The sequence below is a fragment of the Sinomicrobium weinanense genome (genome assembly GCF_018863395.1).
In the GTDB taxonomy this organism is placed as follows: domain Bacteria; phylum Bacteroidota; class Bacteroidia; order Flavobacteriales; family Flavobacteriaceae; genus Sinomicrobium; species Sinomicrobium weinanense.
In genome coordinates this window covers 521,070-547,998 of sequence record NZ_JAHKRR010000004.1, presented here as the reverse complement: position 1 = coordinate 547,998, position 26,929 = coordinate 521,070, and the positions used below count along the sequence as shown (strand labels likewise).

The window sequence follows — 26,929 nt, the reverse complement described above, 5'->3', positions numbered from 1 at the left end:
ACTTTTATATGAGCAGGGTTTTAACTATATTAAAAACAAAAATTTTCGCTCTTAAAGGCAGTCCGGAGCAGATTGCAAAGGGGTTTGCCATCGGCTCTTTTATTGGCATGATGCCCGTGCCGGGGCTACAAATGTTTATATCCCTGGGCATTGCATCCTGTATGAAAGTCAATAAGAAAGCTGCCTGCCTGGCCGTTTTTAATACCAACCTGTTCACCGGGACATTTATTTTTACATTCAATTACTGGCTGGGAAAAACAGTCCTGGGATTATCTTCCGATTTTGTCTTCCCGGACAAGATCGGCACAGATCTTTTACATATCTTGTGGTCCTCGGGGAAAAACGTATTGTATTCCTTGCTGGCAGGCGGGTGTATTACCGGTATTTTTTGTGCATGGGCCAGTTACTATGTGGTCCTGCTCTGGTTTAGAAAAAAATCACGTTGCTAATGCATAATCAAAACACATTTACAGTCATCACAGGCGCCAGCCAGGGATTGGGAAAAGCTCTGGCCGAAGTGTGTGCCAAACTGGGGCGAAACCTCATTCTCGTCTCGTTGCCAGGTGAGCATATGCATAGTATTGCAGAAGACCTTATGTCCCGATATTATGTTCATATTATCTGTTATGAAACAGATCTGACCAAAGCGGAGAATGTATCGAAAACCGTCAATCGCATAAAGAAATACAGCATTGATATTCTGATCAATAATGCAGGGACAGGCGGGACCAAAAGGTTTACGGATGCCTCCCTTGCTTATATTGACGATATTCTGTTTCTGAACATGCGTTCGCTGGTGGTCCTTACCCACCAGTTGCTCCCCATACTTAAAAAACAGAAAGAATCCTACATTCTGAACATTTCCAGCCTGGCCGCTTTCTCCCCTATGCCCTATAAAACTGTCTACCCCGCTTCCAAGGCTTTTGTCTATTCCTTTTCCCGGGGGCTCAATGCAGAACTGAAAGATAGCAACATTCACGTGGCCGTAGCACATCCCGGGGGAATGCCTACCAACAGCGATACTACCAACCGGATAAATTCGCATGGAAGGTTTATCCGGTCTACCATTTTGTCTGCCGAAACCACCGCAGCCATTTGTATGAAAAAATTACTTCAAAAAGAATCGATCATCATTCCCGGGAAAATGAACAGGTTCAGCTCTATCCTCCAACGGCTGATGCCTGTAAAATTCCAGTTAAAGATATTAAGCAGCAAATTACAACACGAGTTAAGACAATAAAAGATGACGGAAAAAACGGTATTGGTAACAGGTGCAAACGGTTTTCTGGGCAATCATATCGCGAGGGTATTGCTGCAAAGGGGATTCAGGGTGATCGCCATGGTAAGGCCCGCAAGCAATATCAGTGCCCTGAACGGACTGAATTGTACCATCTGCCGCGGCGAGCTCCACAATACGGACGATGTAACTTTGGCAGTAAAAAAGGCAGACTACGTGATCCATTGTGCCTCCATGACTTCCCAGAACACCACAGACTTCACCCCTTATAAAAAGGCCAATTTCACCTCTACCGAGCTCCTGGTCCGGGCCTGTGAGCAACACCACATCCGGCGCTTTGTACTGGTAAGCACGGCCAACTGCTTTACCAACGGGACCATAAGTGACCCGGGAAACGAAGAATCGGGCTTTATGAACTGGTTAAAGGACTCCGGTTATGCTTACAGCAAGTACCTGGCCCAAAAATATGTACTGGACAAGGCCCGTAAAAACAGTTTTCCTGCCGTGGTGGTAGCCCCTACTTTTATGACCGGCCCTTATGATACCAGGCCGTCCAGCGGTGCATTGATGTTGTATGCACTAAAGAAAAAGGTGCTGTTCTACCCGAAGGGAGGCAAAAGTTTTGTCGACGTCCGTGCCGCGGCCATCGCCACCGTCAACGCCCTGACCCTGGGCAGAACGGGAGAATGCTACCTGCTTTCGGGCACCAACCTGTCTTATAAAGCCTATTTTAAAAAAGTGCTGGATGTGGCAGGGCAACGCAAGTGGCTCATACCCATTCCCGGATTTACAAAAACCGCCTTTGGCCTGGCTCACCGTATCTTTCCCTCCAAAAGGCTCCGTTTGCTGAAAACCCATGTAAGAATGCTGTCCCTGGACAATTATTTCAGCAACGCAAAAGCCCGGAAACATCTGAACATGCGGGATACGGACATCAATGAATCCATAAACAACGCTGTAAACTGGTTTAAAAGTGAAGGATATTTTTAAATACTGAACCTGGTGGTATTGAAAGATTGAAGAAGATTGAATCCCGATGCTATCGGGAGATTGATTTAAAAGCGTTTCAATCTCCTTCAACCTTTTGCCTCCAAAATTGAGTTTTGCCACACGCTAAATAATAAACCTTAATTTTAAACATTCAATGGCACCGTAAGTGAAAAACAAAGCCCTACATACTTTTTTTGCCCGGCTGCTTCTCATTTACGGGTTGCACCTTATTATAAAATGGGGAGACGAAACCTTTCACCACTTTTTCGCCTTTACCCGCAGGGGCATCTATTTTTCCATCTTTGTTATCAGCCTGTGGATGTTGTGCCTGTATATACTGGATTTCCTGAAAAAGAAATGGTTTACCCCCCGAAAGCAACCCCTCGTATACCTGTTTTTCTGCCTGGGTTACGGTTATCTTTTTGCTTTAATAACCAATATCGTTTACCGTTATGTCGATGTTCACTATTTCAGAACGGACTGGGGAAACATAGGATATTTCAACCCGGTGCTTATCCTGGGGGTACTCGTCCTCTTTATGTCCGCCCTCAGTTTTTACGAATATTTCCAGACCGAACTGACCGTCAAGGAAAACCAGCTTCTTGCCGAAAAGTTGAAAAAGGAAAATGCCATAGCCCATTACAAGCTGTTAAAAGCCCAGATAGAACCCCATTTTCTGTTTAACAGCCTCAGCGTGCTCTCTTCACTTGTATACAAAGATGCCGACCTGGCTTCCGACTTTATCCTGAAGCTGTCCAGGATACTGCGCTTTTCCATAGACCGGAACGACCAAATGTATGTCAGCCTTGAGGAAGAACTGGATTTCGTAAACAATTATTTCTTTTTGATCCATACCCGATTCGGCGATGCTATAAGGCTCACAAACCACCTCGAGATAAGAGAACACGTTATAGTACCACCGGGGACCCTGCAAGTACTTACGGAAAATTCTATTAAACACAACAGCCATAACAAAACCCATCCCCTGGAGATCAGGCTATACAACGATCAGGACTTTATTTATGTCAGCAATAACCTCAATCCGGGCAAACCATCCCATGCCTCTACCGGAGTGGGGCTCATTAATTTGTCAAAACGGTTTTACCTGTTGTGCGGGAAAAATATCGATTATGGTGTAGTTGCAGGAGATTTTGTGGTAAAACTGCCTATTATTTTCAAAAACAACAGTGATGAGAATATTGGTCATTGAAGATGAAACACATACGGCTAATCGCTTATGCGACCTCCTGACGCAATATGACGACACCATCCGGATCGCCGCCATACTTGAGTCTAACGAAGCTGCCATTCATTGGTTCCGTACCCATAAAATGCCCGACCTGGTTTTCCAGGACATCGAACTGACCGATGGCAACTGCTTTCAGATATTCGACCGGGTAGAAGTCACAGCTCCTATAATATTTACTACCGCATACAGCAATTATGCCCTGAGATCTTTTGCCCTGAACAGCATAGATTACATCGTCAAACCCTACGGCCCTGAAGATATTGCCCGGGCACTCCGCAAACTGGAACGCCTGAAAGGTGCGTTCCGGCCTCCGGAAAAGGAAATGCTCAGGGCAGCGCTGAGCCCGAACACGATCAGGAACCGGTTGCTGATAAAGCTGGGAGATCAATACAGGTCTGTAAATACCGGGGAGATTGCCTATTTTAAATCGGAGAGCAGGCTTACCACAGCCTATACCTTTTCGGGAGAAAAGCACATTGTGGATCCTTCGGTAAACAAGCTGGCCCAGGAGCTGGATGCTTCGGTATTCTTCCAGGTGAACAGGAAGTTTATCCTGAATATTTCTGCCATAGGTTCTATAAAGCAATGGTTCAGCAATCGCCTGAAATTGACATTGAACGTCGGCGAGCGGGAAAATATCATTGTGAGCAGGGACCGCGTTAAATATTTTAAGGCATGGCTGGATCAATGATCCATGTCTGTCTAACATAAATCACGAATTACAGACCTTGCAGTCTTCCTGGTGCTCTCCCACAAGATATCCGTCTTCGTTGAGTTTGTAATTGCAGCAGTCCATATAGCCGTACTGCAAAAGCCTGCGCCCTCTTTGTATGCGGGATTTGGCCCCAGAAAGCGAGATTTGGAGTATTTCGGCAACCTCTGCCTGTTTCCGGCCCTCGATCTCACTGAGGAGCATGGCCCTCCGGTACGCTTCGGGCAAGTTGTGAATAAGTGGTAAAAGACAGTCTTTCGCCGTTAATTCTTCTTTTTCTTCTTCCATATCGGCAATGGCTCTTTCTTTCGGAAGGAGAACAGGGTGATCCCTCTTTCTGTAATGGTCCGTTACCGCATTGCGGGCAATCGTATACACCCAGGCTTTTACACGGGCTTCGTTCTGCACCTTGTGCAGGTTGATATGAACTTTGGCAAAGACTTCCTGCAACAGGTCCTCCACTGTTTCCGGGTCGTTTATCCTGTTACGGATATATCCCCTTACCCCTTCTGAAAATTGTTTCCACACCTCTGCTGTTTCCATAATACGAATATACAAAAAGCGTCACTGCAAGAGATAACATTTAAGTAACCGCATAAATTGTAATGACATTAAGCCCATGATCAAATCTTTGCGAAACTCTGTGAAACCTCTGTGTATCTCTGTGAAATAGTTATTACACAAAGTTGCTCAGAGGTTCCACAGAGAACCACAGAATAAAACATGTCATTGACAGAATTATCGTTTTTCGATTAAGGTTTGGGAAAATCGCAAGATCAAAACCAAACATTAACACTCACAATGGGCACAGTTACAATTCTTACAGGTACAGTCAGAACAGTTCCCTTCTTTACAAGACGCACACTGGCATTCGCAACGAGCTGTTGTTTTCATAATAATGAATTTTAAGTTACATTTATTAAGACGGAACATCACGTAAAAAGACGCATTTTATATTCATTTTTCAGCAAGGGGAAATGCCAATTCATAATAAAATGCAAAAAAAATCACCTATCTGTAAAATATTTCATCCGGTATTCCGACTATATAAGTATAACGCATTTCCACTGCATGGATCAACAGGCAAAAAATAGTGTCATAGAACGGGTAACTTTATCAGAAGAAGGCAGGTTGATCTATTTTCTGAGACAGTGGATCCCCAACCGGGAAGATGCAAAGGATATTGTTCAGGATGTCTTTTACAACCTGGTGCTGGGTTTTGAGGAGATCAAGGACATGGACAAGATCACTTCATGGCTTTACAGCACAGCAAGGTTCAAAGCCATTGATTTTATCCGTAAAAAGAAACCTACCCCTGCCTCTGACCTCACAAGGCCTTCGAATGACGAGGAGAACGAAAACAGCATTTTCGATTGGTTACAGGAACACATTCCGGCACACCAGGAAACCGAACTGTGGCAGGAAGAAGTATACCGGATTCTGGAATATACCCTGGAAATGCTCCCGAAAGAGCAACAGGATGCCTTTGCGCTCCACGAACTGGAGGGAATACCCGTAGCAGAGATCGCCAAAAGACAAAAAGTGTCTGTCAACACCGTGTTGTCCAGAAAAAGATATGCCGTGATACGGCTCAAAAAAGAACTGCAATTATTGTATAACGAATTAAACGATTGACCCATGAAAGCATTGAAAATCACAGGATTCGTAATCTTAAAACTGGCTGTTATTACCCTTTATGTCTTTGTAGTGATGCAGCTGTGGAACTGGCTCATGCCCATGATATTCGGTATCACTACGCTCACTTTCCTGCAAACCCTGGGGGTATTACTGCTGTGTAAGCTGTTATTCCTGGGAAGCGGCTGGAGATACAGACGGGGATACGGCCCTCCACGTCACATGAAGCATCGATGGAAATCCGGATTCCGTGAAAAATGGCAAGAAAAAATGTGTAACCGTCAAACCGATAGCAATGAACAATAGAACTGCCCCGTTAGAAGTACTGGTCTTTGCCACCAGCATAAACTCCACCAGAGAGGCCAATGCCATCCTGGAGGCCCTGCTGCTCCACGAGGGAGTAAAACAGGCCAATTTCGATCTCGAAGACGTGGATAATATCCTGCGGGTCGTTTCCTGTGGTATTACGGAAGTTGAAGTAGAACAGATACTGGAGCGTCAAAATAACCGTTGCGTAGCATTGGTATAGCCTGATATCATTAAAAAGGGGGGCTCAAAAACCTTGTTAACCGTCATGCTGATTGCTTGTACTCAGGGTAAAAGTTCAGGGTGACGAGAAAATCATTGCTTTTGAGGCCCCGTCGAAGTTTCTTAGTTCTTCCTCCCGTTGGTCATATGCCTTTCTCTGGCCAGCAGGGTGTTTTTCAACAGCATGGCAATGGTCATAGGGCCTACTCCACCCGGAACAGGAGTGATATAACTGGCTTTTTTGCTTACATTCTCAAAGTCCACATCGCCGGTGATCTTATATCCTTTGGACAAGGATTCGTCCGGCACCCGGGTAATTCCCACATCGATCACCACCACATCGTCTTTTACCATTTCGGCCTTCAGGTAATTAGGCTGCCCCAATGCCGTAATAATAATATCGGCTTGTGAAGTGATCTGTGTAATATTTTTGGTATGGCTATGTGTCAGGGTCACTGTTGAGTTTCCGGGGAATCCCCTTCTCCCCATGAGGATGCTCATGGGCCTTCCCACAATATGGCTCCGTCCAATAACCACGGTGTGTTTTCCTTTGGTCTCTACATTATAGCGTTCCAGCAATTCGAGGATCCCGAAAGGGGTAGCAGGAATGAACGTGGTCATGTCCAGGGCCATTTTCCCGAAATTCACCGGGTGAAAACCATCTACGTCCTTGTCAGGGTCTACCGCCATAAGTACTTTCTGGGTATCGATCTGCTCGGGCAGGGGGAGCTGTACTATAAAGCCGTCGATGTCCTTATCTTCATTGAGATCCTTGATCTTTTTCAGCAATTCCACCTCACTGATGGTGCTGGGAAGTTTTACCAAAGTGGATTCGAACCCTACTCTTTCGCACGCTTTTACCTTACTGCCCACATAAGTGAGGCTGGCACCGTCGTTCCCTACCAAAACAGCGGCAAGATGGGGTACTTTTTCCTTTTTTCTCTTCATTTCGGCCACTTCCGCGGCGATCTCATCCTTGATCTGGTTGGATATTTTCTTCCCGTCGAGTAATTCCATTTATGGTTTGTGGTTTATAGTTTCTGGTTTCAAGTTTCAGGTTGCAGGTTTTTATCAATCTCATTCAATCTCCTCTTCATCAGGCCCCCTACTTCTGACTTCCGACTTCGAACTTCTAGCTTTATCTCATCCCTTTCATCCCGCTCATCATCTGCATCATTTTGCGGCCGCCTCCGCCCTGCATCATTTTCATCATCTTGCTCATCTGGTTGAACTGTTTCAACAACTGGTTGATTTCCTGCACGGAGGTTCCCGACCCTTTGGCTATCCTCTTTTTACGGGTGGCATTCAGCACAGACGGGGTAGAACGCTCTTCCGGTGTCATGGAATGAATAATGGCTTCTATGTGCTTAAAGGCGTCGTCATCGATATCCACATCTTTCAGGGCCTTGCCTGCTCCGGGTATCATGCCCATCAGGTCTTTCATGCTTCCCATTTTCTTGATCTGCTGTATCTGGGAAAGGAAATCATCAAAACCGAACTGGTTCTTGGCTATCTTTTTCTGTAATTTCCGGGCTTCTTCCTCGTCATATTGTTCCTGGGCACGTTCTACCAGGGAAACCACGTCTCCCATTCCCAGGATACGGTCGGCCATACGGGAAGGGTGGAACACATCTATGGCATCCATCTTTTCGCCCGTACCGATAAACTTAATGGGTTTGTTCACCACCGATTTGATGGAAATGGCTGCCCCGCCCCGGGTATCACCGTCGAGCTTGGTGAGGATAACACCGTCAAAATCGAGCCGGTCGTTAAAGGCCTTGGCTGTATTCACAGCATCCTGACCGGTCATTGCGTCTACGACAAACAGGGTTTCATGAGGAGTGATCGCCTTGTGGATATTGGAGATCTCCGTCATCATCTCTTCATCCACGGCCAGGCGACCTGCGGTATCGATAATAACCACGTTGTGGCCATTGGCCCTGGCATGTGCAATCCCTGCCTTGGCCAGGGCCACGGGATCGTTATTGTCCCTGTCGGAATACACCTCCACTCCGATCTGCCCGCCTACTACATGCAACTGGTCTATCGCCGCCGGGCGGTACACGTCACAGGCTACGAGCAGTGGTTTTTTGGTCTTTTTATTTTTTAGAAAACTGGCCAGTTTGCCGGAAAAAGTGGTTTTACCGGACCCTTGCAATCCTGACATCAGTATCACGGACGGGTTACCGGACAGGTCTATGCCTTCGGCATCGCCCCCCATGAGTTCGGTAAGCTCGTCCTTGACCAGCTTTACCATAAGTTGTCCGGGCTGCAGCGTAGTGAGTACGTTCTGCCCCAGGGCTTTTTCCTTGACCGTATTGGTAAATTCCTTGGCTATCTTAAAGTTAACGTCGGCGTCGAGCAGTGCTCTCCTTACCTCTTTCAGGGTTTCCGCTACATTGATCTCCGTAATCTGCCCGTGCCCCTTGAGGACGTGAAGGGCTTTATCCAGCTTTTCACTTAAATTGTCAAACATAATTACCTGCTTCTTTTTTACACGAGTGCCGTTTAATTTCGGCGGCCCTGACGGCACCTGTACCGATAGGGAGGTGCAAATTTAAGAATTTGAACGGAAGACTACCAGACAGAAAGGTGAATTTTAAACATTTTTGCCTCTCGGTATCAGGAGCGTATATCATCGAAGAACAGCTATAAAAAGAAAAGAGGCCAAAATGGCCTCCTTTCCCGGCTGCCAGGCACCCCTACCCGACAGCCCAATCCAAACAACCTAAATTTTACTAGTTGACCGTTCCGGTTATCCTAACATTGACAGATAAGTTAACCGAGGACATCAATTTCAAATTCAAAATATTTAAATCCAACAGTGATTCTACTGTTAATGAGGATTGAAACTCCGCTTTTCCTGTAATACTGTTACGGGAATAAGACGCAAAGTGCAGTTCATATTCTCCTTCTTCCAGGAAAGTGAGTTTGTATTCGTCCATATCATTTACCAGAGCACTGGTCACAGCACCTGCAAAACGTATCCCCTCACTGTTTTCATTTTCTTCATTATCGCTGTATTCCCCTTTCTCATAAGCATACACGACGATCACGTCTCCATCGGCATTCGACCTGCCGGATACATTACCATTAATCTCAGCGGTCTCTGCTTTATTCACTACGCGGACAGCATTTTCCAACGTGGCTCCGGACACAAATTCAAATTCGGATTCCGCACTGCTTCGGATGGTCTTCCTCAGATCGAAATCCACTACAAGTTCGTTAGTGGTCTCGGCTATAATATCTACATCGTCGTCCAGGGTAATTTCATTGTTACCAGACTCCAGGGCATGTTTTACATCGGTAAGTATGTAACAGCCGGGAGCATTTCCCTGTGCATCTGTTTCATAGTCCAGTACCAGGGTTACATTGGCATCACCTCCGGCTTTCACCTCAAGGTCGCCAAGTAATTGTGTGTCACCATTCTGATATTGCATGAGGTCTATGGTCATAGCATTGAAATTCTCTACTGAAACCCCATCGACCTTTACATCGGTTATGGTAACAAAAGCCCCTTTCACTCCGGCATTGTCCACAGGAGCATCCGTTATATACACTTTGGCATTTGCAGTAGGCCTGTTATCGGTTCCATCGTCGTCGTCAGAACACGATACTACAAACACTACCAGTAACAAGGGCAATAACAAATTCAAAACTCGATTTTTCATAACATTGTTCATTTTCCGTTTATCATCAAAGCGTTTGTCTATCCGCCATCGGGCCGGCATACTTCCCCGGCTTGCCTTATAGCAGTTATCAATCCGCTGTTGCTATTTATGTTTATCTTCCCACCCGTGGTAAAATCTAACTTCACGGGATAGCTGATACTGGTGTGCAGGTTACCTATTTCTTTAATAAACAGGTAAAATTCCCTGTCGTCATTGATGGTTACACTGCCGTTGGATTGATTGTTGGCATTGTAAACAAGCATCTCCACCGGATACTGGAAACTCACACAGGCTATCCTGCCTTCCGGATTACTGCCACACGCCTGCCTCAACACTTCGAGCTCAGCTTCGGAATTTACCGTCACCTCAGTGTAATCTCCGGTAATGATAGTCACCGGGTATTGCAGGGTAACGGGCATATCCAATTGTTCAACGATCCGCTTTACGGTCTTCAGTTCGCTCTGGTTATTTACCATGCGTACGGCTCCGTTGAGTGTAATGGCAACGGGAAGTTTTACGGTCCCGCAACTGTATCCATCCATAAAATCGTCAGAACTTCCATTATTGGCTGTGGCCCTCTGTAACCACATAGCCATTTCCGAACCGGGAGTGATCACTGCATCCGGGTCTTCTCCTATCGTTTCATTGACCTCACTCTGGCACGAAAGAAACAAAAAGGAGATCATTATTACCCAAAGGCCTCCTGTATAATCATTCATGCTTTTTCCAGTACGTTTTGTATGTAAAACAGGTGCACCTCGAAATACCCTACCTCTCATTTTAACTTTTTTTTGGATTCGTCCCGGAAAAGGCCGTGCATCAACCATTTACAGGACACGTTTTTTTTACAACAATACTACTGCAATGTACACAGACCTCTTCCCCCGTACAAATCCGGAAGAAAAATAAAAACAGTTTGGCATTGAGATGTCTTTATAGGCATCATATAATATTACCAGGGATCATTCGTTCTCGTGCACAGGAGGTACCTTTCGTTTTTTTTCAGTTTTTTAAAATAAATATCTTTGTTTCACCATTAGTTATAAATTGTATGTCACAACAAAACAGTTCGGTATGTTCCGAAAAAACGTATATCACCCTGTACAACTCCCATGCAGAGACGTTGAGGAACTTTATCTATTACAAGTGCGGTGACAGCTACGAGGCCGAAGACATTGTTCAGGAGTCATTTATAAAGCTGTGGAAGAACTGCAGCAAGGTGCCGTTTGAGAAAGCCCGGTCGTTTTTGTACACCGTAGCGAACAACCTGTTTTTAAATATTGTGGCTCATCAAAAAGTGGTCCTCCGCTATGCGAGGGAAAAACCGGATGACACAGATCGTGAAAGCCCGCAATTTGTCCTGGAAGAAAAGGAATACATGGAAAAGCTGCAAACCGCCATTGCCAACCTGAGCGAAGCCCAACGGACCGCCTTCCTGCTGCACCGGATAGACGGAAAAAAATATGCGGAAATAGCGGAAATACTCGGTATTTCGGTAAAAGCGGTAGAAAAGCGGATACACAAGGCCCTGGTGAGCCTTAGAAAAGAAATAGAAGGGTTTTGAAAGTACGAAGTTAGAAGTACGAAGTTGGAAGTGTGGGGTTGATTACCGGGGATGGGGCGAGTGGGAGATAGACAGGGTATTTTGGGTGTATGAAAGAACTAAAGGATGAAATCAAAAATCCGCAATCTGAAATCGTCAATCGCAATTCGTAAATTCCCGGGGGTAGGGTTTTTACCCTTAAGATTGTTAAATAACTAAAGACCAACGATGAAGAACGATAATCTCTTAGCAAAATGGCTGAGCGGGGAGATCTCCGAAGAAGAGCTCAAGATCCTGAAAAGATCTGAGGACCTCTCTTTGTACGAGAAGATCATTGCCCATGCCGACAAGTTAGAAGCCCCGGCTTTTGACCGGGCTACTCTTTTGCAAAAAATACAGCAGCAGCAGAGCGCTTCTTCATCTAAAGTTGTGCCGCTCCGCCCCTGGAAATGGATGGCAGGGGTGGCCGCCGTCGCTGCGGTTATCCTGGTATCCTTTCTGTTCCTGGGAAACGGGGATACGGTGATCTCTACTGCCAATGCAGAGAAAACGGATGTCGTACTTCCGGACAAGTCTGAAGTTACCCTCAATGCAAGTTCCAGCCTGACCTACAACGAGAAAAAATGGAATAAAAAAAGACTGGTAAAACTGGATGGAGAGGGCTTCTTTAAGGTAGCTGAGGGCAATGCCTTTGACGTACAGGCCTCTTTGGGGACCGTTTCTGTACTGGGCACACAGTTCAACGTAAAAAACCGCAAGGATTATTTTGAAGTGAGCTGTTACGAAGGCAGCATACAGGTGGTCTATCAAAAAGACACTACAAGGCTGGCCCCCGGAAATACATTCAGGGCCCTGGGAGGAGAAGTCGTCCAAACAGGAGGCTTTGCCGATAATGTACCTTCGTGGATACGCAACGAAAGTTCGTTTAAAAGTGTGCCTTACCGCGAGGTGCTGAAAGAATTTGAAAGGCAATACAACGTTAAGATCAGGACCGATACGGAGACGAATCGCCATTTCACCGGAAGTTTTAGTAACCGGGATATAGAAACCGCCTTAAAAAGTATTACCTTGCCATTCCGTCTAAAGTACGAATTCACGGATGGCAAAAAAGACGAGATCATTATATATGCCGATAAAGACTGAACTGGTTAAGTTACTGACCTGTTTTCTGTTATTGTGCCTTTCCTCCAGCCTGTTTGCCCAGAAAAAAGATCCCCTGTCGCTGATACTGCCTGTACTGGAAAACCGCTTTCATGTAAAATTTTCCTATTCCGATGCGGACATCGCTCCTTACCGGGTTATTACTCCCAACCTCTCGGAGCAGTTGCCGCTTATCCTTTCCAAAATAGAGGCACAGACCGCGCTGGTCTTTGAAAAGCTGGACGAACGCTATTACGTCATAACCCGGAAGGGCGGGGAAGTCTGTATCAGCCTTAAGGATGCCACCACCGGCGAACCTGTAAGCGGGGCCACTGTGGAGGTCATCGGGAGCACTCGGGCAACGGTAACGGACAGCCTCGGTAATTTTCACTTCCCCAATGTTCCTTCAGATGCTGTGCTGCACCTCCGGTCGATGGGCTACAAAACAATCGATCTTCCGGTTGCCGGATGGATGGGCATGCCCTGTAAAAGCCTTCTTTTCCATCCCGAATATCAAAGGCTGGACGAAGTAGTGGTGCAGCAATACCTCACTACCGGGCTTCAAAAGAAAATGGACGGAAGCGTAAGCATCAGCACGGAAAAATTCGGTATCCTCCCGGGGCTTGCAGAACCCGATATCCTGCACACCATACAGGCCCTTCCTGGAGTGGAAAGCATCAACGAAACGGTATCTAACATCAATATCCGGGGGGGGTCTCACGATCAGAACCTCATCCTGTGGGACGGGATAAAAATGTACCAGTCCGGTCACTTTTTCGGCCTGATCTCTGCCTTTAACCCCTACCTTACCAGGGATGTTTCCGTCATTAAAAACGGAACCAGTGCACAATATGGCGACGGGGTGAGCGGCACCATCGACATGCATTCCGAAAACACTGTAAACGACAGCTTTACCGGGGGAGCAGGGTTTAACCTCATCAGTGTGGATGCCTTTGCCCGTATACCGTTGAACAAAAAACTCGCCGTTCACCTTTCGGCCCGGCGCTCTGCTACCGATTTTATTTCTTCGCCCACCTATAATTCGTACTTCCAAAGGGTGTTCCAGGATTCCAAGATCACGGACATTCACAACCAGGAAGTATCGGAAGACATTGAGCGGGAAGAGGATTTTTTCTTTTATGATACCAGCCTTAAAGTACTTTATGACCCCAACGAAAAACACAAGATACGGGCCAATGCCACCCTGTTCAACAACAGCCTTTTATACAACGAAAGCACTGTCTCCACATCAGAGTCTAAAGAAAGTTCCCTGGACCAGCAAAACCTGGCCTTCGGCGGCAGTATAGAAAGCCAGTGGTCTGACCGGTTCACATCGTTGCTGACAGGCTATTACACCAGGTACGACCTGGATGCAGTCAACTATACCCTTTTTACGGATCAGCGCCTGCTGCTTAATAATGAGGTACTGGAAAGCGGGGTAAAACTACACACGAATTACAGGCTGAGCAATGCACTTAACGTGAGCAACGGCTATCAGTTCTACGAAGTAGGCATCACCAACACAGACGACATCAACATCCCCAGGTTTCGCACCAAACAAAAGGATGTGATCCGGAACCATGCCCTGTTCTCGGAGGTCAACTACCAGTCGCCCGAACAGAAAACCTTTATCCGGGCGGGAGTGCGGCTCAACTACATCGGAAAATTCGATAAATTCATCGTAGAGCCCCGGCTGAATATCCGTCAGAAACTGTCGCGCTATATCGCAGTGGAATTTCAGGGAGAAACGCGAAGCCAGGTCACCAACCAGGTTATCGACCTGCAGCGCGATTTCCTGGGTGTGGAAAAAAGACGCTGGATACTGGCCAACAACAGCGATCTGCCCGTAACCATGAGCAAACAGATATCTCTCGGTATCAATTACAACAAAAGGAGCTTTTACACGGGCCTGGAGGGCTTTTACAAAACAGTGGACGGCATTACCACATCGGGACAGGAGTTCCAGAACCAGGGCCAGTTTCTCAGGACCTCCGGAAACTACACCTCCAAAGGGCTGGAATTCCTGATCAATAAAAAAGCAGGCAAATACAGTACGTGGTTGAGCTATACCTATGCCATAAACGATTACGAGTTCGGGGACCTGGATCCTTCCCGTTTCCCCAATAATCTCGATATCCGCCACTCCGTGTCCTTTGCAGGGACCTATATCATGAAAAACCTGAAGCTCGCCCTGGGGCTCAACTGGCATACGGGAAAACCTTATACACGCCCCCGGGAAGGTAATGAAGTTACAGAAAGAAAGACCGGGAATACGATCAATTACAATAGTTCTAACAGCGACAGGCTTCCCGAATTTATCAGGGCCGACCTCTCCTCTACCTATAATTTTTCCATCAGTGAAAAGGTAAGGGCTACCCTGGGGATTGCCATACTGAACGTACTCAACAAAGAGAACACCCTCGACATCTACTACCGGCTGGAAAATGATCAGAGTACCGAGGTACAGCAGGTGGAGAACCTTTCGCTGGGCATTACCCCCAATATGACGTTCCGGGTGTTCTTTTAAACACAAAACCCCGGAAACCATGACGGTCTCCGGGATTTCTGCAACTAAAAAATAAAAAACTTAAAAACTAACTAACTTCAAAATAATTGAATCCCATTAAATGGGTCTTATTCTCCGATGCTCTACATCGAAATGAGCTAAGGTCTGCTCGTTTGAATACCTCCTGGGCTTGCCCCGAGGTAGTTGATTATAACAAAGGTTACTCTAATAATTCGTATTTAAACTGGGGATATCCCCTTTCACCGCCCGCACTCATAAAGGCTGTGAACTGTAACTTGAAATAGTTTCCGGCAGCATCCTTTACGATATAATACCTGTCGTCTTTTACACGGTTCGTCGATCCCCCGAATCCGGCGGTTTCTCTCCAATCTTTTCCTATAACAGCCCTGTCGTCATATATAAATTCGGTTTCTGCGATATCGGCTTTGGTAAATTCTTCAAAAGAAGGTTCCCCGGTTTCTACGGTTTCCCCTTCTTCGGTTTTATGGGTAAAAATAGTATAGAGCCCTACATTTCCAAGGGTATTGTGCAAAGCGTAGTCGGAAAAAGTGACACCGGCAACTGTTCCGAAATAACTCCCGTAATAAGAATATACACTGGTAAAATTAATGTCCCATTCTTCTTTCACCGGCTCCACATTTACCTCGGCACCGTTTACCAGGCTAAAGGCTTTCAGATTATAAGCATCATCCTTACTGATCTGTACCTCCTGATGGTCTTCGGCATCCAGTTCGGCATATTGCAAGGTATATTCATTCCCGTCGGTCAACACTCTTATTTTGTAAAATCCCCTGTGATCGCCTGTGGTGTTTATAGAACCGGGATCTGCTGCTGCTGTCGGGATCGCACTTCCGGCGGAAACGATATAGACCTTGTTATCGGCATCGGTTGTGGAAACTTCGGCAATAGCAGTACCTTCCAGTGATCCTTCTTTGGTGTCCGTAAAAGATATCCCGCTTTCCGGATTACCGTACATACTATATCCCAACGGGAGCCCTGCCTTGAGCTCTTCTACATTATTTACCGTGACGTCAACAGTTTGCTGCGTTTGTAAGTCCAGTGACTTTAACTGCACAGGTGTTTCAAAAGCAGTATTGCTGTTTACCGCATCAATGTCCGTAAATCCCGAAAGTTCTGCGGCCGTCACCAGAATGGAAGTGTTCAGCACCACCCTGTTCTGTGATCCGGAATAAAAACCGAGTTCCCAGGCATCCCTTCGCACTAGGGTAGTATTGGACGTACTCAGGTCTATGTACACCTGGTTGGGTTCGTTGTCCCCTCCCGATTCCGCATCTATCGTGGCCGATTCCACTACGGGGACTTCGGGTGCTGTTCCCGGGCCGTCATCATCATTGCTGCACCCGGTGATCAACAGGCCCGCAAAAAAGGTTTGTAAAAGAAAAAAACGTTTCATACTAAGGTCAGAGTTTAAAATTATACAAAAGTTTCAGGTAAAAAGACCTCCCATACCCCAATAGTACAGTACCGGGAGGGGCACCATGGGCAGTTCCTGCAACGGCAGTTGTGTTCACACTTACCACATCGAGCAGGTTCCTGGCCCCTGCGGTGAGTTCCAGTGTTTTGTTTAAAAAAGATTTTCTGATACTGGCATCCCACCAGGTAAAGGCATCCTGTTCGCCTTTTACGAATATCGTTTCCCCGGTATCATTCGTTTGCTCCACATACTGGGGTTGCTTGCCGTTGTATTTGAATTGCGTGGTAAATATGGTCTGGATGGAAGGTATCGTATAGCTCACAGAAGCGTTTGCCGTAAAGTTGAAGAGGTAATCGTTCTTGCTATCATCCTCCGCTCCGAGTTCCTGTGCAATGCCGATATAACTGAGCCCCAGTCCGGCCCGGAGGTTTTTATAATACAGTGTATTCTCGAAGGAAGCTCCGAGTACCCGGTGCCTGTCTATGTTCATATAACGGAAACTTCCCCCGGGAGCATCATCGCCCACCAGGATAAGGCTTATTTTATCCTTGATATTAAAGTGAAATCCCTTAAGGGCATGTCTAAGCCTCACTTTTTCCAGGTCGGAACGCTTCTCTATCGAGACCAGGGCAGAAAGCCCGTCTTCCGGTTTCAGGTCGGGGTTGCCCTGCACGTCGTGGTTGGCGTCCACAAAATAGTAGAACAACTGAGGAAAGGTCGGGGTCTTATAGGCCGAACCGAACACTCCTTTTACATCTATATCATCGGACAACTTATATCCGGCAGTCAGTCCCCATATCCAGTGGGTATTGTAGCTGGAATTATTATTGAGCCGCAATCCGGGATAGAGGGCAAACCTGTCTGTAATATTCAGGTCGGCAGCGGCAAAAACATCGTAGTTTTCCAGCCGGTTCTCCACAATGTTTGTGGAATGGCCGCTGGCCGAAACATCATACCCTTTCTGATTCACGAGTTCGTAACCTACGGTAAGGTCAAAAAATTCCGATCCCGGGAAGATCCGGCTCAGCATTCCCCTCGAGAACAGCAGATCGCTGGACTGATCGGTAATATCCTGTGTCACTTCCTGTTTTCTCTGTTCTCCTACGTTATAGACATAATCCTCATTGTCACGCTCCTGCTTCTGAAAAGACAAGGCCAGAGTGTAGTTCATGGAGTTCCACTTGCCGTCTGCATAGAACTGGTGTAAAAAACGGGAGGTACGGTATTGGGTATCATTTGCCGTGATCTTGTATGTATTATCTTCTACCCTGGCATTGACTGCATGGTTATATATGTCCAGGGTTTCGTCGTAGTACCCGAATTTGTAATAGACATTAAAGCGAGGGGCCGTGTAGTACAGCCCTCCTGTGAGGTTGAGCTGTTCCTTGGGGTTCCACTCATAGCCCCGGAGCCCGTCATTGCTCACGGAATTGCCCTGTGTCTTAAAATAGTCCTTTCCCCGGAAATCGTTAAAAAATCCCTGGAAATCATTCCGGTTAAAACCTGCGGAAACATATAGTCCGTCAGCGATATTATGACCTATTCTCAGGGATTGAACATGCCGTCCCTTGTCAGACCAGTCATATTCTCCTCCGACGGTCTCTTCCTGAAGGGCCGCTGTCACTTCCCATTTTCCTTCTATCCCCTTTTTCGTCACTATATTGATCACCCCGGCAACGGCATTGTCCCCGTAGAGGACGCCCATTGCCCCTTCTACCACTTCTATCCGCTCCACCTCATCGAGATTGATCTGGGTGATGTCTATATTATTACCATAACCGTTATCGCTGACCAGGGGGATGTTGTCTACCAGTATCTTTACATACTCCCCGTCCAGCCCGAACATACGTACGGTAGACCTGCCCGACCGTGCATCGGGAACAATATCGATATTCAGCTGGTAATGGAGTATATCCGCCAGGTTGTTTCCGGCCAGTTGGTCTATATCTTTCCGGGTTATTTCGCTAACCGTAAACAATTTTCCGGATACGCTTCCCCTTTTGTACTGGTCTGTTACTATAACCTCGTGGAGCTCATTGACTTTCGCGGAGGCCGTATCCACCTCAGCTTGGGAATAAGCCTGATAGAATGCCAGTATACCGGGGAAAAAGAGTAGAATTTTATGTCTTTGCAGATATGCGTTCATTGCAGTTAGTTAGTTCATAAAGTTTTGTTCCGGACCTGCTATTTACCATATTTTTTTATCGATGAGTAAGGGCTTCCAACGGGAATAAGCTGCGGCAATAAGCCATATGTTTATCGCCAGCAGCCCAAGGGTCTGCAACAGGCCGGGCATATCGCCGGGCTTCAGGAAAAAGTGAAACAAAAAGATATTCAATGTCACGGGCAAGGCTACGATCGCTCCCAGAGCACCAAACACCTGGCTGAGCAGCAATATTCCGGCAAGAAATTCTACAATACCCAGGAACGGCCAGAAATATCCGGTTTGCTTCATCCCGAAAATATAATTCCTCATTTTCAGGAGATCGATATTTGAGGTCAGGTCTTCCCCTTTTTGTACCTGTTCTATTATTTGGGTAGGTTCGGGAACAGGTTTTGAGAACTTGGCAAATCCCCCGTATACCAGCATGCCTCCCAGTATTAACCTTAACACAATGTGGATGATCTTTAATGGCATGTTATTTTTATTTAGAATAATTATTAATAAATTTGAGGCAAATATATAATTTATTTTTATTCAATCTAAATAAAATTATTAAATTTGTCCACGGCTCCCCGCCTCGGTTTGGGGGACTCTGATATCTAACTTTTAATTAAACCATATCATATGATGAAGAACTCCGTTTTGTTTAAGGCACTGTTGGCATTTGGCATAAGTGTGGCCGGGTATGCCCAGACCGCAAAAGAAAAGGATACAAAGGCCATAAAGGACATGTGCGGCTGTTACGAGGTGAGCTTTAATTTTGCCGAGACCTTTGCCCCGGACAAGGATTATAAATTTCACGACCGTTATGCTTCAGGTGCCCTGGAATGGGTAACCCCGATTGAGGATAGCGACAATAAGATCGTCCTTCAGCACCTGCTTATTGTAAACGACACCATGATCATCAAGCATTGGCGGCAGGACTGGCTTTACGAGAACACCGGGCTTTACACCTACTACAAGGACAACGAATGGCGTTATAAAAAACTGGACCCTAAGGATGTAAAAGGCCAATGGACCCAGAAAGTCTACCAGGTAGACGACAGCCCGCGCTATGAAGGCTCGGCCACCTGGGTACATGTAGACGGCAGGCACTACTGGCAGAACACCACAGACGCCCCCCTCCCGAGAAGGGAACACACCAAGAGAAGTGACTACAACGTAACCCGGCGCACCAACCGCCATGAGATCACCGACTATGGCTGGCTGCACGAACAGGACAACGACAAGGTGATACGCAGCGCTGAAGCCGACAAGGTACTCGCCCAGGAAAAAGGGCTTAATTATTACAGAAAAGTGGATGATTCCAAGTGTGATCCCGCAAAGAAATGGTGGAAGGAAAACCAAGCCTACTGGGCCAGGGTCCGGACGGAATGGGACCATCTCTTCCAAAGGCACGCCGACCTGAAACTACAATCCAAAGCAAATGATAAAAAACTGTACGAAGTATTGTTCGACCTGGACAACAGCGCTTCGGCCGACGATATTAAAAATGCAATAGTGCCCTTTATTGCCAATTAGTTTTCATCTATGGTTAACTATGACCGTCCTACCTTGTGTGGGGCGGTTTTTTTTAGTTTTGAAGGCTTGGAGTTTGAAATGTAATCTCTATTTCTGATAAACTCCCAAACTCCCTCTACATCCTTTCCGGCACATCAATGCCCAGAAGGCGCAGGCTGGAGGCTATGACCTCTCCCACTTTCTGCGAGAGCTGTACCCGGAATTTTTTTCGTTCTTCATCTTCCGCACCCAGGATAGATACGTTCTGGTAGAAAGAGTTAAATGCCTTCACCAGGTCGTAGGCATAATTGGCAATAACGGCAGGGCTGTAATTTTCTGCTGCATTGCGAACAACTTCAGGGAATGCCTCGAGTTGTTTTAGCAGTTCCTTTTCCTTATCGTGCAGGGGGAGCCCTTCAATATTTTTTGTAAGGTCGAGCCCTTCGGCTTTTCGCAGGATAGACCGGATACGGGCGTAGGTATATTGTATAAAAGGCCCTGTATTTCCGGCAAAGTCTACCGATTCTGCCGGGTTGAACAATATCCGTTTCCGCGGATCTACTTTGAGGATATAGTATTTCAGTGCCCCAAGGCCTATGATCCTGTACAGTCTCTGTTTTTCTTTCCCGGAATAACCGTCCAGCTTACCGAGTTCTTTGGAAATTTCCTCGGCTGTTTCCGTCATTTCCACAATGAGATCGTCGGCATCCACTACGGTGCCTTCCCGGCTCTTCATCTTTCCGCTGGGGAGGTCTACCATGCCATAGCTGAGGTGATACAGGCTTTTGGCCCAATCGTAACCGAGCTTTTGCAGTATAAGAAAGAGCACCTTGAAGTGATAATCCTGTTCATTTCCAACGGTATACACCATACCGCCTATATCGGGATGGTCCTTGACACGCTGTATGGCCGTTCCGATGTCCTGTGTCATATAAACCGCAGTACCGTCGGCCCGCAAAACGATCTTTTCGTCCAGGCCTTCATCGGTAAGGTCTATCCAGACACTTCCGTCCCCCTTTTTGAAAAATACGCCCCGGGCCAGGCCGTCTTCTACGACGTCTTTTCCCAGGAGATAGGTATTGCTCTCATAATAATAGGAATCAAAGTCGACTCCCAGGTTTTTATAGGTGATATCGAAGCCGTCATATACCCATTGGTTCATAGTCTTCCACAGGTTTACGACCTCTTCGTCCCCGGCTTCCCACTTTCGCAACATTTCCTGGGCTTCGAGCAGCAGGGGGGCTTTTTTCTCTGCCTCTTTCTTCGGCATTCCGCCGGCAACCAATTCTTCTATCTCTTTTTTATAGGCCTTGTCAAAAGCAACGTAGTAATTCCCTACCAGCTTGTCCCCTTTCAATCCGACAGACTCCGGGGTCTCGCCATTTCCAAATTTTTTCCAGGCGAGCATGGACTTGCAGATATGGATTCCCCGGTCATTGATGATCTGGGTCTTGTATACCTTTTTCCCGGAGGCTTTCAGTATTTCCGACACCGAATACCCAAGCAGGTTATTACGTATGTGCCCCAGGTGCAGCGGTTTATTGGTATTGGGGGAGGAATACTCCACCAGGACCGCTTTTCCATCCGGATCGGGAGTTACATACCCGTAATTTTCCTGGTCTTTTATCGCCTTGAAAAATTCCAGGTAATAACGATCGCCTATCACCAGGTTCAGAAACCCCTTGACCACGTTGAAACGGGTTACTTCTTCTACATTTTCTTCAAGAAAAGCGCCTATCTGCTCTCCAATAACCTGAGGATTTCCTTTGAGCACGCGAAGCATGGGAAATACCACTACGGTAACATCGCCCTCAAAATCCTTGCGGGTGGGCTGGAGTTCCACGGCTTCAAGTTCGGCATCGAATAGGTGCTTTACGCCTTCTTTTACTTTAGTGATGATAAGGTCTTGTATATCCATCTGCATATTTTTTGTCCTGTACAGGCCTGCAAAGATAAAAAGACTTTAGGGTTTTTAGGGGGGAGATTTTAGATTTTAGAGGTGAGATTTCAGATAGGGGATTTTAGATACGGAATAAACCATGGATCTGGCAAATACCGAGCATTGCCTGTATGGTAACATTATACCGCAACAAATTAAATCCCCGCTTATATCTCACATCTAAAATCTCATTTCTCATATCTAAAAAAAGAGTATCTTTATAACAAAAATTCCATGCTTCTCTACGCTTCCTGTAACGATATCCCAAATAAGAAAAAGATCGAAACAGCGGTGGGTAAGCCTTTTATCATAGCCGAGCGGGTGAAGATCGGGGGCATACATTCCCCGAAAATGGACATTGTGGCTTCTTCCGTACAACTCCACAACCTGTTGATCCTGAACCAGGCAGACAGCACCTGTACCATAGAGCTGCGCCCCAGGGGGATTATCCTTAAATTTACGGCCATACTGGACAGGTATGCCCTGGTGATCCCTTACCACAAACTATCCATACTCAAAGTAAATACCAATATTTACACGATTTACAAAGACGACTATTATCTTAAGGTAGATGTCAGGAACGAAGCAGGCCGCGATTTTATAAAAAAGATCCTCAAGTCAAAATCCGACAGCTATCCGACTTTTATAGACGACCTCTAAAGAATTACGATTTCGGTTCCCGGGTACTTTGACTTTAGTTTATCCTGGGTTTAGTCAAAGGGCTCAGCACGGGCTTCGCCGAGGGAATTTATCTCATCAAACAACACTTTAAAACAATCTGCCTGGTCTCCCTGTTTATCTTTATTTTTTGTTTTACCGTAATACAGGTCCAGGAAACTATCGGCATCTGTCCAGATGGTATGTATCATTCCCCGGAACCTCTTTTTCATTTCTGGCGTAGCATTGGCCCGGTAGCCTGTCATTTGCGACAGTTGTTTCTTTGCGACCTCCTTCTTACGCCAGGGGCAGGTGGCCACATCAAAGCCTTTCATGGCAAAATACACCGCGGTAGGGTCGGCGCGTTCGTAGTGCCAGTCGCATATCATCACATCCCGGGGAATAAGGTCTATGGCCCGGTGGGTGTTGTTCATACTGGCTTCCCACATGCCCATTCCCGTTGATTTACCATCGATAAGGCGGTCGCCCCATATCCATAACCTTTTGCCTGTTTGCGCCAGGTGGTTCCGTATCCGGGTCACTTCGCCTGCATAGAGTTCGGCCTTGTCCCTGCCCCCGCACCTGGGGCATTTTTCGTTGCCTATGTAAAAGACCTCATCCATTCCGGCATGAAAGGCATCCGCTTCAAAGGCTTTCGTTATTTCATCCACCAACGCAAAGACCACCTTGTGTACTTCCGGGTGCAGGGGGCAGTAGCTTTTGCAATACAGCCCGTCCTCATTCGGCCATTCGTAGTTTTCGGGCATCTCCACCTGAGGGGTTTCGTCAAATTCGGGATAGACCTCCAGGAGCTTGCCCAATGTTCCGGCCCAGGACTGGTGCCCCAGAAGATTGATCTGCGGAACGATACGGATGTTGTGCCGTTTGCACACCTTCACTATACTTTGTACATCTGCTTTGGAAAGCGCATTGCTTTCCGCCAGTTCGGGATGGGAGGTATATTGATAGTTATAGTCCACTCTCAGGATCAGGGTATTTACGTTCCGGGGGGCGAGTTCCTCATCGATAAAACGAACAAACCGCTCTACCCCATCAGGCTTCGGGGCCGCGATGGCAAGTCCTCGTACAGGTAACAAACTGTCCAGGTTTTGTTGCGGAAATACGGATATGACAGAAAGAGCGCAACAAAATAAAAAAAGTATTTTTTTCATTTTTTTAATGTTTTGGTTGCAGGATCTATAATCGTACAACCAAAAATAGTACATTTTTCCCGGTTTATCAGAAATATAAGCGCGATCATAAAGCACTGAAAATAATTATATTTGTCATTATGCCAACTTTATATGATGAAAAAATCGCCGAAGGATATCCTATACGATCTGCAGCATGAAAATAGCGAAAGGTCATTTGAGACCTTCTTCAGCAAATATCACAATCATGTACTTTTACAGGCAAACAGCATGGTTAAGGCCCCGGACATAGCCAGGGACACATTGTCCAGGACTTTCTATTCGATTTCCGGACATAAAAAACCCGGGACCGCCAAACCGGTGCCCGGGTATATATAAAGATTAAATTATTATGGGATTTTCAACAGATCAGGAAGAGACTGTTTGTTTTTGTGCAGGTATGTGCAGGCCGCACTCCCTGTTTTCCAGTACTTTGGTAGGGTCGAAATATTTAAATTCGTTTTCGAGCCGGTGTTCTTCGAGATACTCGTCCAGCTCTTCATCGGTCCAATAAAAGAATGGCGATACTTTTAAAACTCCATCACTGCCCAGGGTTACAATATCCAGGGAATCCCGGAACGCCGTCTGCCCTTTTCGCAGGTTGGTAAACCACACATCCGGTTGATGCGCACTCATGGCCCTTCGAAAGGGTTCCAGCTTTACCTGCTCGGTAAACTCTTTGTGCAAGGGCGAATCTATATCGGGAATGCCCATAACCACATCGCGATGGGCGCTGGTTTGCCTGGGAACATACAAGTCAATATTAAGGCCGAGGCTTTCTATGAGCCTTTCGGCATGTCTGTATGTTTGCGGGGTGTTGTACCCGGTATCGCACCAGATCACGGGGATATCACTTTTTACTCCGGTAGTGGCATGCAGGATAGCAGCTTCGTAAGGTCTGAAATTCGTGGTTACCACCGGGCGGTTGGCAGTCTCCAGTGCCCATTCCACGATCTCGCCGGGGGACTTGTCCCTCAAAAAATCATTTATCTTTTTCAAATCCATAATCCTATTTTTTTGTGATTTTCAGCCAGGCTCTTTCGTGCAGATAGTAAAGTATCATTTTCGATACTATTTCAATACTTCCGATCCCCAGGGCCACTTTTATATCCCCGGTGAGGATATAGGAGATGACCATAGTGTCTATCGTACCTACAACTCTCCATGAAACAGCCTTTAAAACAGACACTCTATGACTGTCTGATGCAGGCTTTAACTTCTGTGTTTTTAATAAATCGAGTATCATAGTAATCGTAATAGAGAGCAAATATACTATTAATCTATCGATTTACTAGACTTTTGAGTGATTTTTTTTTTTGTCTTACCCGGAAAGGTCTGCAAGGGTCCTTTTTTCAAGGACATTGAGCATACTGTCCCTTACTTCTATCATTACTTTGTTCAGGGAGCAGTCTTCCTCGGTCTTGCAATCGCTGCATTTTTCATAAAAATGCAGGCTTACGCAGGGAAGCGGTGCTATGGGGCCTTCGAGTATTCTTATCAGGGCAGCAATGGTGATCTCACCGGGCTCTTTGAGCATATAATAGCCACCGCCCTTGCCTTTTTTTGATCCGAGAAAACCGGAGTTCTTCAATTGTAATAGTATTATTTCCAGAAATTTCTTGGAAATATTTTCGCTTTCCGCTATTTCCGATATCAATACGGGTTTGCGGTCCTCTTTCCTGGCCATATACACCAGTGCTTTCAGCCCGTATTTGGTCTTTTTTGATAACATATACTTATAAACTGCCGTGTTCTCGGGTATGCGGGTATACGGTTTTTTTACTCGAACACCCGTACACTCGTATACAATTTAGCCCTAATATAACAATTATTTTTCTCTCTATACGGTTTCCAGGAATACCTCGGCCATCATGCACCTTGCGCTTCCGCCTCCGCAAGCCTCTATCACATCGAGGGGTGAAGACAGGATATCACAGTATTTTTCGATGGCTTTCTTCTGTTCCGGAGACAGGCTTTTATGTGCCGCATCGCTCATCACCAGGTATTTTTTGTCCTGTTTTCCAGCAACCTGAAGCATGTTTCCCGCAAAACTGTTGACCTGGGCTTCACTGATCGCAATGATCTCTTTGCCATCTTCTTTGAGATGTTTTATAACGTTCTTACGTTCTTTCTTATCGTCTATGGCATCCAGACAGATCACGGCAAAATCCTCCGCAACACACATCATCACATTGGTATGGTAGATCGCCTTTCGCGCTCCTTCAACGGTTTGCCATGCGGTAAAGACCACCGGTGTATATTCGAAGTTTTCGCAAAATTCAATAAACAGCTCTTCATCGGCACGGGGGGAAAGTGCGCAATAGGCCTTCCGGTTCACCCGGTCGAGTATCATGCTACCGGTGCCTTCAAGAAATACACCATCGTCCTCGGCCGAGGTATAATCGACAATACTGTCTATTTTGAACCCTTGTTGTTCTACGGCCTCCAGTACCTCTTCGCGCCGTTCCAGCCTGCGGTTTTCGGCAAACATGGGATAGAGGGCTACCGTGGCATTTTCGTGAAAGGAGATCCAGTTATTGGGAAATATCGAATCGGGGGTGTCCGGTTCCCTGGTGTCTTCCACCACGATCACGTTTACCCCGGCTGCCTTCAGCTTTTCGACAAAGGCATCGAATTCTTCGCGTGCCCGGGCCTGTACGGTTTCAGGCAACAGCTCATCCAGCACTTTCTGGTAATAATTGTTCACCGCTGTCTGCTCGTTCATCCGGAAGTTCACCGGACGGATCATCAGTATGGTATTGGTTATCTGTTCTTTCATCTGAGTAAAATTTACAAACCGTCGGATATTCTT

28 protein-coding genes are annotated in these 26,929 nt (G+C 46.3%); 14 read left to right on the top strand and 14 right to left on the bottom strand.

Features of this window, described 5'->3' with window-relative positions; genetic code table 11:
- Positions 1-8: 8 nt before the first annotated feature.
- The 5 genes from KN811_RS14650 (at position 9) to KN811_RS14630 (ending at position 4,167) form a co-directional block, all read left to right on the top strand.
- The gene (locus tag KN811_RS14650) at positions 9-449 is read left to right on the top strand and encodes a DUF2062 domain-containing protein (protein ID WP_187964779.1); all 441 of its coding nucleotides are present in this window, start codon (positions 9-11) and stop codon (positions 447-449) included.
- Positions 449-1,240 carry an SDR family NAD(P)-dependent oxidoreductase gene (locus tag KN811_RS14645; RefSeq protein WP_187964778.1) on the top strand — a complete coding sequence of 264 codons (792 nt, stop codon included), beginning with the start codon at positions 449-451 and terminating at the stop codon, positions 1,238-1,240. Before KN811_RS14650 ends, KN811_RS14645 begins: the two co-directional genes overlap by 1 nt.
- Positions 1,241-1,243: 3 nt before the next feature.
- Positions 1,244-2,227, top strand: a complete 984-nt coding sequence (locus tag KN811_RS14640; protein WP_187964777.1) for an NAD-dependent epimerase/dehydratase family protein — start codon at positions 1,244-1,246, stop codon at positions 2,225-2,227.
- A gap of 166 nt (positions 2,228-2,393) precedes the next feature.
- Positions 2,394-3,437 carry a histidine kinase gene (locus tag KN811_RS22030; RefSeq protein ID WP_187964776.1) on the top strand — a complete coding sequence of 348 codons (1,044 nt, stop codon included), beginning with the start codon at positions 2,394-2,396 and terminating at the stop codon, positions 3,435-3,437.
- Complete coding sequence (locus KN811_RS14630) at positions 3,418-4,167, top strand: LytR/AlgR family response regulator transcription factor (protein WP_187964775.1); 750 nt, start codon at positions 3,418-3,420, stop codon at positions 4,165-4,167. The genes KN811_RS22030 and KN811_RS14630 overlap by 20 nt, the downstream gene beginning before the upstream one ends.
- A 21-nt stretch (positions 4,168-4,188) precedes the next feature.
- On the opposite strand, the gene sigZ is transcribed toward KN811_RS14630, so the two are convergent.
- The gene (gene sigZ, locus KN811_RS14625; RefSeq protein WP_187964774.1) at positions 4,189-4,731 is read right to left on the bottom strand and encodes an RNA polymerase sigma factor SigZ; all 543 of its coding nucleotides are present in this window, start codon (positions 4,729-4,731) and stop codon (positions 4,189-4,191) included.
- A 528-nt stretch (positions 4,732-5,259) separates the two neighbouring features.
- On the opposite strand from sigZ, the gene KN811_RS14620 reads away from it, so the two are divergent.
- From KN811_RS14620 to KN811_RS14610, 3 genes are read left to right on the top strand one after another with little or no spacing between them, the layout of a single operon-like run.
- A complete protein-coding gene (locus tag KN811_RS14620) occupies positions 5,260-5,823 on the top strand; it encodes an RNA polymerase sigma factor (RefSeq protein ID WP_187964773.1) in 564 nt (187 codons plus the stop codon).
- A 3-nt stretch (positions 5,824-5,826) separates the two neighbouring features.
- Positions 5,827-6,129, top strand: a complete 303-nt coding sequence (locus tag KN811_RS14615) for a hypothetical protein (protein ID WP_187964772.1) — start codon at positions 5,827-5,829, stop codon at positions 6,127-6,129.
- A complete protein-coding gene (locus tag KN811_RS14610; protein WP_187964771.1) occupies positions 6,119-6,352 on the top strand; it encodes a hypothetical protein in 234 nt (77 codons plus the stop codon). Before KN811_RS14615 ends, KN811_RS14610 begins: the two co-directional genes overlap by 11 nt.
- Before the next feature lie 122 nt (positions 6,353-6,474).
- Here the strand turns inward: KN811_RS14610 and KN811_RS14605 are convergent, their stop codons facing one another.
- The 4 genes from KN811_RS14605 to KN811_RS14590 form a co-directional block, all read right to left on the bottom strand.
- Positions 6,475-7,368: a bifunctional 5,10-methylenetetrahydrofolate dehydrogenase/5,10-methenyltetrahydrofolate cyclohydrolase gene (locus tag KN811_RS14605; protein ID WP_187964770.1), complete on the bottom strand. Its 894-nt coding sequence runs from the start codon at positions 7,366-7,368 to the stop codon at positions 6,475-6,477.
- Positions 7,369-7,489: 121 nt separating this feature from the next.
- A complete protein-coding gene (gene ffh / locus KN811_RS14600; protein WP_187964769.1) occupies positions 7,490-8,827 on the bottom strand; it encodes a signal recognition particle protein in 1,338 nt (445 codons plus the stop codon).
- Positions 8,828-9,089: 262 nt separating this feature from the next.
- Positions 9,090-10,022, bottom strand: coding sequence for a DUF4382 domain-containing protein (locus tag KN811_RS14595; protein WP_187964768.1), 933 nt, complete (start codon positions 10,020-10,022; stop codon positions 9,090-9,092).
- Positions 10,023-10,060: 38 nt separating this feature from the next.
- Positions 10,061-10,741, bottom strand: a complete 681-nt coding sequence (locus KN811_RS14590; RefSeq protein ID WP_187964767.1) for a hypothetical protein — start codon at positions 10,739-10,741, stop codon at positions 10,061-10,063.
- A 332-nt stretch (positions 10,742-11,073) separates the two neighbouring features.
- On the opposite strand from KN811_RS14590, the gene KN811_RS14585 reads away from it, so the two are divergent.
- From KN811_RS14585 to KN811_RS14575, 3 genes are all read left to right on the top strand, one after another.
- Positions 11,074-11,586: an RNA polymerase sigma factor gene (locus KN811_RS14585; RefSeq protein WP_187964766.1), complete on the top strand. Its 513-nt coding sequence runs from the start codon at positions 11,074-11,076 to the stop codon at positions 11,584-11,586.
- Positions 11,587-11,793: 207 nt separating this feature from the next.
- Positions 11,794-12,708 carry a FecR family protein gene (locus KN811_RS14580; protein ID WP_187964765.1) on the top strand — a complete coding sequence of 305 codons (915 nt, stop codon included), beginning with the start codon at positions 11,794-11,796 and terminating at the stop codon, positions 12,706-12,708.
- Complete coding sequence (locus tag KN811_RS14575; RefSeq protein ID WP_187964787.1) at positions 12,692-15,232, top strand: TonB-dependent receptor; 2,541 nt, start codon at positions 12,692-12,694, stop codon at positions 15,230-15,232. Before KN811_RS14580 ends, KN811_RS14575 begins: the two co-directional genes overlap by 17 nt.
- 199 nt (positions 15,233-15,431) lie before the next feature.
- Here KN811_RS14575 and KN811_RS14570 read toward each other — a convergent pair whose 3' ends face one another.
- Genes KN811_RS14570 through KN811_RS14560 form a run of 3 tightly spaced genes read right to left on the bottom strand, consistent with a single transcriptional unit; the run spans position 15,432 to position 19,305 of the window.
- Positions 15,432-16,646, bottom strand: a complete 1,215-nt coding sequence (locus KN811_RS14570; RefSeq protein ID WP_187964764.1) for an HmuY family protein — start codon at positions 16,644-16,646, stop codon at positions 15,432-15,434.
- A 7-nt stretch (positions 16,647-16,653) separates the two neighbouring features.
- A complete protein-coding gene (locus KN811_RS14565; protein ID WP_187964763.1) occupies positions 16,654-18,813 on the bottom strand; it encodes a TonB-dependent receptor plug domain-containing protein in 2,160 nt (719 codons plus the stop codon).
- A 42-nt stretch (positions 18,814-18,855) separates the two neighbouring features.
- Entirely contained in the window at positions 18,856-19,305 is a 450-nt protein-coding gene (locus KN811_RS14560; protein WP_187964762.1) for a DoxX family membrane protein, read from the bottom strand.
- 150 nt (positions 19,306-19,455) lie between these two features.
- Here KN811_RS14560 and KN811_RS14555 point away from each other — a divergent pair, with 150 nt between their 5' ends.
- Entirely contained in the window at positions 19,456-20,352 is an 897-nt protein-coding gene (locus tag KN811_RS14555; RefSeq protein WP_187964761.1) for a DUF6607 family protein, read from the top strand.
- A gap of 115 nt (positions 20,353-20,467) precedes the next feature.
- On the opposite strand, the gene argS is transcribed toward KN811_RS14555, so the two are convergent.
- A complete protein-coding gene (gene argS / locus KN811_RS14550) occupies positions 20,468-22,249 on the bottom strand; it encodes an arginine--tRNA ligase (RefSeq protein ID WP_187964760.1) in 1,782 nt (593 codons plus the stop codon).
- A gap of 255 nt (positions 22,250-22,504) precedes the next feature.
- Here argS and KN811_RS14545 point away from each other — a divergent pair, with 255 nt between their 5' ends.
- Entirely contained in the window at positions 22,505-22,930 is a 426-nt protein-coding gene (locus tag KN811_RS14545) for a hypothetical protein (RefSeq protein ID WP_187964759.1), read from the top strand.
- Positions 22,931-22,980: 50 nt separating this feature from the next.
- Here the strand turns inward: KN811_RS14545 and KN811_RS14540 are convergent, their stop codons facing one another.
- Positions 22,981-24,099, bottom strand: a complete 1,119-nt coding sequence (locus KN811_RS14540) for a family 20 glycosylhydrolase (protein ID WP_187964758.1) — start codon at positions 24,097-24,099, stop codon at positions 22,981-22,983.
- A 132-nt stretch (positions 24,100-24,231) separates the two neighbouring features.
- Between KN811_RS14540 and KN811_RS14535 the strand changes: the two genes are divergently transcribed.
- A complete protein-coding gene (locus KN811_RS14535; protein ID WP_187964757.1) occupies positions 24,232-24,456 on the top strand; it encodes a hypothetical protein in 225 nt (74 codons plus the stop codon).
- Positions 24,457-24,486: 30 nt separating this feature from the next.
- On the opposite strand, the gene KN811_RS14530 is transcribed toward KN811_RS14535, so the two are convergent.
- The 4 genes from KN811_RS14530 to ctlX form a co-directional block, all read right to left on the bottom strand.
- On the bottom strand, positions 24,487-25,122 hold the full coding sequence (locus KN811_RS14530; protein WP_187964756.1) for a phosphoadenosine phosphosulfate reductase domain-containing protein: 636 nt from the start codon (positions 25,120-25,122) through the stop codon (positions 24,487-24,489).
- 4 nt (positions 25,123-25,126) lie between these two features.
- Positions 25,127-25,363: a DUF2061 domain-containing protein gene (locus KN811_RS14525; protein ID WP_187964755.1), complete on the bottom strand. Its 237-nt coding sequence runs from the start codon at positions 25,361-25,363 to the stop codon at positions 25,127-25,129.
- Positions 25,364-25,438: 75 nt separating this feature from the next.
- Positions 25,439-25,849 (bottom strand): RrF2 family transcriptional regulator, encoded by a 411-nt coding sequence (locus KN811_RS14520; RefSeq protein ID WP_187964754.1) that lies wholly within the window; start codon positions 25,847-25,849, stop codon positions 25,439-25,441.
- A 108-nt stretch (positions 25,850-25,957) separates the two neighbouring features.
- Positions 25,958-26,896 (bottom strand): citrulline utilization hydrolase CtlX, encoded by a 939-nt coding sequence (ctlX, locus tag KN811_RS14515; RefSeq protein WP_187964753.1) that lies wholly within the window; start codon positions 26,894-26,896, stop codon positions 25,958-25,960.
- Positions 26,897-26,929 lie beyond the last annotated feature (33 nt).